Source organism: Streptomyces sp. NPDC002104 (assembly GCF_053593795.1).
Genome location: NZ_JBSFDF010000106.1, coordinates 1 through 8,850, shown reverse-complemented (window position 1 = coordinate 8,850; position 8,850 = coordinate 1). Strand labels below are relative to the sequence as shown.

The 8,850-nt window shown below is 67.4% G+C and carries 9 protein-coding genes and 1 pseudogene; all 10 read right to left on the bottom strand.

Annotated features, from left to right (window positions below):
* A partial coding sequence (gene tyrS, locus ACWCP2_RS37970) for a tyrosine--tRNA ligase (protein ID WP_450913094.1) occupies positions 1-1,015 on the bottom strand: 1,015 nt, incomplete at its 3' end.
* A gap of 107 nt (positions 1,016-1,122) precedes the next feature.
* On the bottom strand, positions 1,123-2,022 hold the full coding sequence (locus ACWCP2_RS37965) for a glycosyltransferase family 2 protein (protein ID WP_450913093.1): 900 nt from the start codon (positions 2,020-2,022) through the stop codon (positions 1,123-1,125).
* Positions 2,019-3,116, bottom strand: coding sequence for a hypothetical protein (locus ACWCP2_RS37960; protein ID WP_450913092.1), 1,098 nt, complete (start codon positions 3,114-3,116; stop codon positions 2,019-2,021). The genes ACWCP2_RS37965 and ACWCP2_RS37960 overlap by 4 nt, the downstream gene beginning before the upstream one ends.
* A complete protein-coding gene (locus ACWCP2_RS37955) occupies positions 3,113-3,814 on the bottom strand; it encodes a class I SAM-dependent methyltransferase (protein WP_450913091.1) in 702 nt (233 codons plus the stop codon). Before ACWCP2_RS37955 ends, ACWCP2_RS37960 begins: the two co-directional genes overlap by 4 nt.
* 16 nt (positions 3,815-3,830) lie before the next feature.
* The gene (locus ACWCP2_RS37950; protein ID WP_450913090.1) at positions 3,831-4,847 is read right to left on the bottom strand and encodes a hypothetical protein; all 1,017 of its coding nucleotides are present in this window, start codon (positions 4,845-4,847) and stop codon (positions 3,831-3,833) included.
* Positions 4,844-5,746 carry a radical SAM protein gene (locus tag ACWCP2_RS37945; RefSeq protein WP_450913089.1) on the bottom strand — a complete coding sequence of 301 codons (903 nt, stop codon included), beginning with the start codon at positions 5,744-5,746 and terminating at the stop codon, positions 4,844-4,846. Before ACWCP2_RS37945 ends, ACWCP2_RS37950 begins: the two co-directional genes overlap by 4 nt.
* Positions 5,740-6,891, bottom strand: a complete 1,152-nt coding sequence (locus ACWCP2_RS37940; RefSeq protein WP_450913088.1) for a hypothetical protein — start codon at positions 6,889-6,891, stop codon at positions 5,740-5,742. The genes ACWCP2_RS37945 and ACWCP2_RS37940 overlap by 7 nt, the downstream gene beginning before the upstream one ends.
* Before the next feature lie 18 nt (positions 6,892-6,909).
* A complete protein-coding gene (locus tag ACWCP2_RS37935) occupies positions 6,910-7,185 on the bottom strand; it encodes a hypothetical protein (RefSeq protein ID WP_399358089.1) in 276 nt (91 codons plus the stop codon).
* Positions 7,186-7,545: 360 nt separating this feature from the next.
* Positions 7,546-7,923: pseudogene (locus ACWCP2_RS37930) on the bottom strand (alcohol dehydrogenase catalytic domain-containing protein); the annotation flags it as partial.
* Positions 7,920-8,597 carry an HAD family hydrolase gene (locus tag ACWCP2_RS37925; protein WP_450913087.1) on the bottom strand — a complete coding sequence of 226 codons (678 nt, stop codon included), beginning with the start codon at positions 8,595-8,597 and terminating at the stop codon, positions 7,920-7,922. The pseudogene ACWCP2_RS37930 and the gene ACWCP2_RS37925, both read right to left, overlap by 4 nt.
* Positions 8,598-8,850 lie beyond the last annotated feature (253 nt).

Below are 8,850 nucleotides of genomic sequence, written 5' to 3'. Positions count from 1 at the left end.
TGCGCTTGACCGCCATGGGGTGTGCGGTGCCCTCGGCCAGGCGCTTGGTGATCACCTGGATCTCTTCGTCCGTCCACTCGGTGAGCAGCTTCAGGTACGACTCGGTGACATGGTCGGGGATGGACATCAGGCGGCCGTATACGTCGTCCGGGGTGGCAGTGAGGCCGACGTAGTTGCCCTTGCTCTTGCTCATCTTGGCGCCGGTGCCGTCAGTGCCCTCGATGAGCGGGGTGGTGATGACGACCTCGGGAGTCTGCTCCGAGATTTCCATGACCTTGCGGCACATCTGGAGGTTGAGGAGCTGGTCCACCCCGCCGAGTTCGACGTCGGCGGTGATGGCCACGGAGTCCATGGCCATGACGACCGAGTAGACGAACTCGGCGACGGACAGGCCCTGCCCCTCGGCTAGCCGGGTGCGGAAGTCCTCGCGCTGGAGGGACATGGACACCGGCACGCGGGCCAGGATCTCCACGAGCTGAGGCAGGCTGACCTTGTTAAGCCACTCACCGTTGAAGCGCAGATCGGCTCGCTCGAAGTCGATGAACGGCGTCACCTGCTGCTGGTAGGTGCTGAGGTTCCGAGCGATGTCGTCGTCGGTGAGAGCGGGCCGCTCGGACGAGCGCCCGGACGGGTCGCCGATCTTCGCCGTGACGTCACCGATGATGAAGACGACATGGTGACCCATGCGCTGGAACCGGCTCGCGATGATGATCGGCACCGCATGGCCAAGGTGCACGTCAGGGGACGTCGGGTCGATGCCGTACTTGATGACGAACTGACGGCCCGCTGCCTGGGCGGCGGTGATCTTCTCGGCGAGTACCGCAGCTGAGGGGATCATGTTGATCGCGCGCCCTTCGACCAGGGCGGCCTGCTCCCGAGGGGACAGGTCGGAAAGGTCGATCGAGCGCCGGGCTGTTGTCTCGTCCAGGAGCTGAGCGACCGTATAGTCCACGCCCAGGTCCGATCCCTCGAGGATCTGCATGACGCGGGTGACGGACTCGCTCAGACGGCTCATGGTGCCTATACGCTCCTGGGTCTGACAACTGGCTAGGCCAGTGTGGTTGGAAGTGGCGATTTTATCATCGCTACTCATCCGCCGTATTCGAATAGTCACTCTCAGCGTCACCGTTCCTGATCATTCGAAACAGGTGCCTGCGGGCGTCCGGTGACGGTGCTCGACAGCGCCCTGACCCATCGGGCGAGAGACCCTCTGGAGCAGGCCGTGTCGATCAGCATGGTGGTGAGGGGACGCAGGCAGGTGCGGCGGTGCCCGAGCTGGACCTGTGCTTCCACGAGGTGCCCGGCGGCGAGGGCACGGAAGTGCCGGGACATTCGGTGGAGGCCGCGGCGCGCTGTCCAACTCGGCGGTGCGGCGGCCATGGTCCGGAGCCGACGGGCGAGGGCTGTGGAGACCTCGGCCCGGTACAGCTGTGACACTCCGCGGTTGTGTCGGTCGGTCATGCTGAGCGGGTGAAGTCGGTAGTGCACCAGCGGAACATGCAGGGCGTGGCCATGGCCGGCTTCCCGCAGGGCGTGGAAGAAGATCTCGTTCGTGACGGGGAGGAGGGTAAGGGCCGCCTCCCGGTGTACGAGCAGGGTGCTGGTGTTGCCACCAGGGTGTGGTTCCGCGAGGACCTGGTGCCCGTCGGCATCGACGACGTGCTCCCAGTGTTCGATGAAGAGTCGGTCGGCGGTGACGGCCTCGGCGCAGATACGCAGTTTGGTCGGGTGGAACCAGTCGTCGGCGTCCAGCGGGGCCACCCAGTCTCCGCTGCTGAGGCGAAAGGCGTCGGTCAGTGTCGGGCCGAAGCCCTGGCTGTCTCTCCGGATGACTCGGATGCGGCCCTCGTAGCGGGCGCATACTTCCTCGGTCTCGTCGGTAGAGCCGTCGTCTATGACGACGATCTCGTGCAGGACGTATCTCCCGGGCTCCTGTTCCAAGCAGCTGGTGATGGCGCGGTCGAGGTATCGGCCGTAGTTGTGGCACAGGATGACGCACGATATCCGGGGCAGGGTTTTCACTGGCCGCTCCCGTATATCTGGGTGTAGGCGGTGAGGATGGCCTTGTGCTCCTCGGTGCGGTAGTCGAGGAATGTTCGATCGAGGATGCGCGGGGTGGCGGCCAGGCGGGCCGTGGCGTTCTCGACGGCTGTGAGGAAGCGTTCGCCGAAGAGGTTGGGGTGGCCGGTCGACCAGTCGAACCACTCGGGTTCGCCGACCAGTCCCTGGTGCTGACGGTGCTGTTCAGGCAGGTGGCCGGTGCGGGAGCAGACCGGCAGCAGATTCAGGTCGAAGGCGAGTTCCAACTGGCCCGAGTGGCTGCCCCACAGGTAGGGGAGCAGGAGGACGTCGGAAGTGAGGCCGGCGTCGATCACGTCGTTGTCGGTGGGGTACGGGTGCATGGACAAGCGGATGCGGGGGTCGTGGCGCGCCGTGTCTAGCAGCAGGGGTACACGACTGTCCGGGGTGAAATCGGCAGGACTGAAGGCGCGGAGGAGGAGCCGCAGGCTGCTCGCGGGGTCGGCGACTCCGAGGCTCCAGTTGATCACCGGGGAGAGCTGATCGCGGCTGGGACGGGACGCTCCGTACATGAGGAAGCGGGCCCCGATGCCCTGTTCCCGTTCTCTGCGGAGCAGGGTGTCTGGCGGTGCGACGTATCCGTGAGGGATGACGGTCGCGGGAGGGCAAGTTCCCAGGAGGCCGGCCAGCTCGGTGAGGGAGTTCTCGGTCAGGCAGACCCACTGGACGTTGGCCGCGAGAAGGAGCCGTAGGCGATCCGTGAACTCCGTCGTGTTGCCGTACATGGGGCGGGTGTCGTGTGCGGTGAAGACGACGCGGACACCGGAGGTGGCGCAGGCATCGAGGAGGCGCTCCAAGGTGGAGAGGTCTTCCATGTCGATGTGGTGTATGTGCAGCGCATCGAACCAGTTGAGCGGGGTGTGGGCGAAGAGCCAGGCGGCGTTCACTGCGGCGGGGACGGTGACACCGGGGCGGATCGTGGTCTCGTTGAGGATGCGGATGTCCTGGCCGTGCAGCTTGCGTGCGTACGGGGTGCGGGCCGGTAAGTGGACCACGCGCAAGGCGTGTGGCAGCGAGCGTGGTGCCGTCGCGGTCACTCGTCCTCCTTTCCGGGGCCGACGAGCACCAGCTGGGTGGACAGGCCGTTGGAAACGTCGTCGCTGCGGGTGAGCCCGGCGTAGTGGATCTCGAAGCCGGAGGAACGCAGCAGGGCCTGAAACTCGTCGCTCGCCCATTCGCGGACGTGGCTGGGGTTGCGGGGCGGTCCAGGGGCGTCGTAGCCGCTGCGGAACTCCCGGGCGGGGGTGGAGAAGACCGCGGCGGCGCATCCTTCCGCGAGCAGCCTGCGGATCATGGTGAGGGCAGGCCTTGGGTTGAGCAGGTGCTCCACGGCGTCGGAGCAGACCACGATTGAGCGGCGGACGATGGCGGGGTCGATCGGGAGGACGAGGGCGGCTTCCAGGTCCGCTTCGATCCACTGACCGAAGGGATGGTTGTCGCGGCTCCAGCGGAGGTTGTCGCCGAAGTCGACGCCGATGAACTTGTAGTCGGGGCGGGCAGTGGCCAGGGTGGCCAGCTTGCCGGCACGGCCGCAGCCGATGTCGATCAGGACGTCACGGCCGAGCTCGCGTGCCTGGGCGGCGGCGTAGGGGTAGACGTCGGGCTGCCACACGGTGGCGTCTTCCGTCTCGTCGGCGAAGTACTCCACGGTGTCGCGGCTCCTGTATCCGTTCCTGATGAAGTACGAGGCGGCGTCGCCTATCGGGCGGCTGGACAGGGCGGGGGCGGGGTGCATCGGGAGGTTCCTTTGGTTACTTGGGCCAGAGGGAGAAGATGGTGATCACGCGCTCGACGAGCTCCTCGCGCAACGCCTGCCACTCGGGAGCTCCGCTGCGGCGTAGGGTCGCCGCGCGGTCGTAGGCCAGGCCGTCGACCTCGGGAAGGCATGCGTACATCTGGAGCAGGGCCGTGCCGTCGTCCTCGGGGGCGGTGTCCGTGTCGGCGGAGAGCAGGGCACGGATGTCCTCGACGTACATCGAGGCGTCGATCCCCGAGCCGGGGATGCTCTTGCTCATCTTCGGCAGGCCGCCCAGGCCCGGGATCATCTTGGTGTAGATGCCGGACAGGCGGTGTGCGGGGAGCCCCCAGCGTTCGGCGCCGCGGCGGGCGAGGGCCACGTACTTGTGCTCGTCGACGCCGAGGGAGACCAGTACGTGCCGCCCTTCCGAGAGGAGATGCACGAAGTCGGCGGCCATGAGGAGGGTGGCCTGCTTCATGCCGTACGAGAGGTGGTCGAAGACGCCGTGGCTGCGGTAGAGGCCGGAGAGGTCCTCCTCCGCCCATTGGAAGTCCGCGTCGTCGAGGTGCCGGGAGAGCAGGAAGGCTGTGGCCAGCACGTCGGTGTGGCCTTCCTGACGGCGCAGAACTCCACGCTGATCGTCGAACCCGAGGCGGCGTACGAACTCCTCGTACTGGTCCGCGATCCGGCGCACCACGTCCAGCGGGGTGCGGCGTGCGTTGTAGGAGTCAAGGTCCCCGAGGACGATCTGCACGTCGAGCCCCTGCTGCTGGAGCTTGATCGCGCGCAGCAGCTGGAACACGGTGCCGGCGTGGGGAGGGCCGCCGAGACCGACACCGGTGGTCACGATCGCGGGCTCGCCGGACGTCACCGCCTCGGCGAACTCGCGGGCACCGGTGTGGCACACCCACTTGGTGCGCAGGTCGTCGGGGCTCATGCCGGCGAGGGCGAAGTCGATGGCCCCGAGCCCGAGGCGCTCGTAGCGGTGCTGGTCGATGACGTTCTCGTAGTAGGCGGTGTCGAACTTCATGAGGTCACTTCCTGAGGCGAAGGGGAGGCTGCGCGGAGCGCGAAGGCGCGGCGGACTAGCGGCTCGAAGCCGTCGGTCAGGAGGTTGCCGAGCACGGCGTTGCGTGGTGCCGAGACGCTGCCGAGGTCAGCTGTGACCGTGCCGTCCGCGAGGACCCAGACGCGGAACGGGTAGGCATCGTGCGGGGCGCGTGTCGGCTGGGCGAAGACCGGGATGTCGGGGACGAGCGCACGGGCATCGTCCACGGACTGGAGGAAGTCCTCGCGTCCGAAACCGTAGATCTCCGCCTTTTGGGGGTTGGCGCGACCGATGGGCCGGTATTGGGAAATCAGCCAGTACTCGACCGGGGTGGTGATGGCCAGATTGCTGATGAGCCGGGCCAGGTCCTGCAGAGTCTGGATGGAGTGCGCCGTGGTGAAGGTGTTAATGGCGAGGCGCCGCCGGTCGGAGGTGAGCATGGCCGCGTTGGCCTGGAAGCAGTCGAAGTAGCCCTGTCCGCGGAACCAGTCGGCGGTCCCAGCATCCGGGCCGTCGACCGCCAGGGAGTAGACGGTTACGTGATCGCGGATGTCGGGGTAGCGCCCTTTCAGGAGAAGACCGTTGGTGTGCAGGTTTGTCTCGAAGCCGGCGGAGTAGGCGTGCCGGAGGGCGAGCTCCAGATGGTTTTCGTACGGCATCACGGGGTCGCCTCCGGTGAAGACGATCCGGTGCGCCTCCGACTCGGATCGGAGGCGGTCGATGACACGGACGACAGTGTCCGCGTCAGCCTTGACGCGGTTGCGCTCGCGGTAGCAGAAGCGGCACACGCCCGGAGAGGACGGGGTGGGCTCCAAGCCCCAGGCGTTGCAGTCGGTGTTGAGAACCAGGTGGATGATGCCCAGTTCGTCGTGGGTCAGCATGCGGCCTTCTCCCTGTCGGACGCGGAGGTTACGGGAGCCGGATGAGAGTCCCGGCGAAGCAGTGCCTCAAGCGCGAGGGGCGAGCCGCCGGTGAGGCGGACGAAGCGCAGCAGAGTGTCCAATCCCGCGCCGGCGCGGAGGATGGTGAGCGCGGTGTCGAGTCCCGCCTGGAGAGTCGGGACCACGCGAGCCGTCAGGAGGAGCAGGGCCGCGTTGAGGGCGACTGCGTCGCGAGCGGGCGAGGTGTCCCGGCCGGCCAGGACACGCACCGCAGCGGCCACGTTCGAGTGGGGGTCGGCGTGCTGAGCGATGCAACTCAGGTTTCGGGGCATGGACGCCGCGGCTCGCGTCACGTCGCCAGCGAGAGTGTGGTCCTCCCGGCTGTCGCTGATCCGGCAGGCACGAACCGTCGTCCCGGGGAGGAGTTCGTCGACCTGGAGCGTCGTGTCAGCGGAGGAATTGACGACAGTCGCGTCTGGGAGCCCCAGTCGGGAAAGGAGCCTCGCGGAGACATGGACCGCGGGGTGCGAGAGTCCGTAGACGTAGGCGGGGCAGACCACGGGGCTCAGCAGCGCGGGGAAGGCCAGGCTCAGGGCGTGGACCGCCTGAAACCTGCCTCCGTAGCGCCGGTCGAACTCGGGCACCCGGTGCTCGATGGAGAAGAAGCCGAATCCGCAATCGGCTGCGATGCCGACCATTTCTCCATGCGGCACTGCCTCGATCTCCGCGCCGACGAGGTCGATGAAGTCCCGGGACCCGGTCTTGGAGGAGGCGCTGCGGGATCCGAGCTTGGCGATGTGCGCCCCACCTGTGGCCGCGACAAGCGCGGCGCTCGAACTCAGGTTGATCGTCTTGAGGGTCTTCTTCCCGCTGCCGGTGTAACCGACGAACCGAAGCCCCTCAGGCGGTCGGTGGAAGTCCCAGCCGGCCCGGTCCAGGTTGGTGGCGGCGCGGATGGCGGCCTCTACTTCTCCGATCCGTGGGCCGCGTAATAGCAGACCGGTCAGGATGCTGCCGAGCATCACATCGCGTGTATTGCCGGCCGGGAGTTCGAGGACGGCGAGGATTCCCTCGTGGACCTCATGAGGTTCGATCGTGACGCGAGAGTTGATCTTGTGGATCAGCGGAGGGATGGAGACGGTCATGAGCGTGGCTCCAAGGAGTCAGGTGTTTGAGGTCAGAAGGACTTTGAACGGGCGGTGATCGTCCTGGCGCCGTAGCGCCTTCAGCGCCTGCGGTAGTTCGCACAGGGGATAGCGGTCTCGCGTCAGCAGGTCGGCCCATGCTCCGCCTTGGCTGAGAAGAGCGAGGGCGTCGCGGAAGTCGTCGCGGCCGTTGGCGCGGCAGTACGAGAAGGAGCCACGCAGGGTTACCGAGCGACGGAAGAGGTCGCGGAGCGGTAGGGAGAGGGTGACGTCCGGGGCGTAGGCGTTCTGCACGAGTACCGTTCCTCCGTCCCGGACCGCTGCGACGGCCTGGCGTAAGGGGGAATCGTCGTGCCCGGCAGCAGCGTCAACGACGGCATCACATGGCGGTAGAGCGGTGTGGTGCACGGTGAGGCGCGGACCGGTGAGGGCTGATTTCAGCTCGCTGTGCCGCGTGGCAGACCGGACCGCGAGGTGGACGTCCCACCCGGCGGCGGAGGCACAGATCGCCGTACAGATCCCAAGCGAACCGGCGCCGAGGACCCCGAGACGCCCGGGGCGGCTTTGCATTCCGCAGCGGACGCCGTGCAGGGCCACCGCCATGGGATCGGCCAGAATGCCGTGGGCGGGGTCTCGGAGGCTGGGGAGCTTCACCACGCTGGATTCCGGGACCCGAATGAGCTCGGCGAGACCACCGGGAAGATCCCATCCGACTCGCTGCAGATCCTGACACAGGTCCGTTCGCCCGTGCTGGCAGTCACGGCATGAGTCGCATCCGATCAGCGGGTCGATGGCGACCCAGTCACCAGATCGGGCTTCCCTGCCGACGATCTCGTGCCCTGGGAACCACGGCGTAGGTATCGAGCCGCCCCAGGCGGGGTGGAGCTTGGGGACATCGCTGCCACAGACGCCCGCGTACCGGACATGAACGAGAGCCGTGCCACGGGTGGAACCGGAGACGTGTGAGTCCGGGGCTTCCGCAAGCTGTGGAACACCCCCGCGAACCCTCCATGCACGCGGTGCCGCATTCATAGGGCCCACCCGCCGGCCAGCGCCGCGGGCAGAGACTCCACTGCCGGTAAGGACCCTCCGGACCAAGGCGTCTCGCCATAAGCGAGCCGGTGTGATCCGCCCCGGCGTGTCACACGCAAGGGCCTCATCCCCGACCGCTGAGCCCCTGCCAGTTCGTCACCGCCGCCGTCCCCGCAGTAGACGGTGTTACCCGGTGCTACGCCGAGCCGCACCAGTACTCGGTCGAAGAGACTGGGGGCCGGCTTCACCGCGCCTTCCCAGCAACTGAACAACGCCACCTCGAAGTACGAGGCGAGGTCCGACGCGTTCCAGGCCTCAGCGATGTCCGGGGAAGCATCGCTGAGCAGTGCCAGACGAAGCCCAGAGCGCCGCAACTCAGCCAGCGCTCGGCAGACCGACTCGTCGGCGCCCAGCCGGGTGGCCGCGAGTCGCCGAAGCACCGATGCCGCGCTGGCCACGCGGTCCGCGGATGCACCGCATCGCTCGACGAGATACTCGGCAACAGCGGCTCCCGAGCGTAACTCCCCGTCGTGCCGGACCCGCCAGCTCCTGGAAAGCGCTGCGTCGACGGTCTCCCTCGCGACACCGAGTGCGGAGGAGAGCTCGACCACCGCGGCAGCGCGTTCGGTGACGTCCGGTGCGGCGACAAGAGTCCCGAACAGGTCAAGCACCACGGCTCCGGTGCCATCCGCCGGCTGTGAGCTGCCCGGCTGATGCGGAGCCCCTCCTGTGCGGGTTGCAGCAACTGCGTTCAGTCGCGACAGCGACGACGCGCTGCACGACGACATGGTCGACAGGTAGTGCAAGTCGAGACTCCTCACCTGTGCCGGGCGAGCCCGTCCGGGGCGCAGAAGCGCGGACAGTCCGCAGGCTTCACGGCAAATGCGTTCCGGATGGGGCGTGTTGTGAGGAGACGATTCCATCGGC

Coding starts and splice junctions, on each gene's coding strand:
- ACWCP2_RS37945 (WP_450913089.1), bottom strand. CDS start 5,746: ATGCTGACCCACGACGAACTGGGCATCATCCACCTGGTTCTCAACACC.
- ACWCP2_RS37955 (WP_450913091.1), bottom strand. CDS start 3,814: ATGCACCCCGCCCCCGCCCTGTCCAGCCGCCCGATAGGCGACGCCGCC.
- ACWCP2_RS37950 (WP_450913090.1), bottom strand. CDS start 4,847: ATGAAGTTCGACACCGCCTACTACGAGAACGTCATCGACCAGCACCGC.
- ACWCP2_RS37940 (WP_450913088.1), bottom strand. CDS start 6,891: ATGACCGTCTCCATCCCTCCGCTGATCCACAAGATCAACTCTCGCGTC.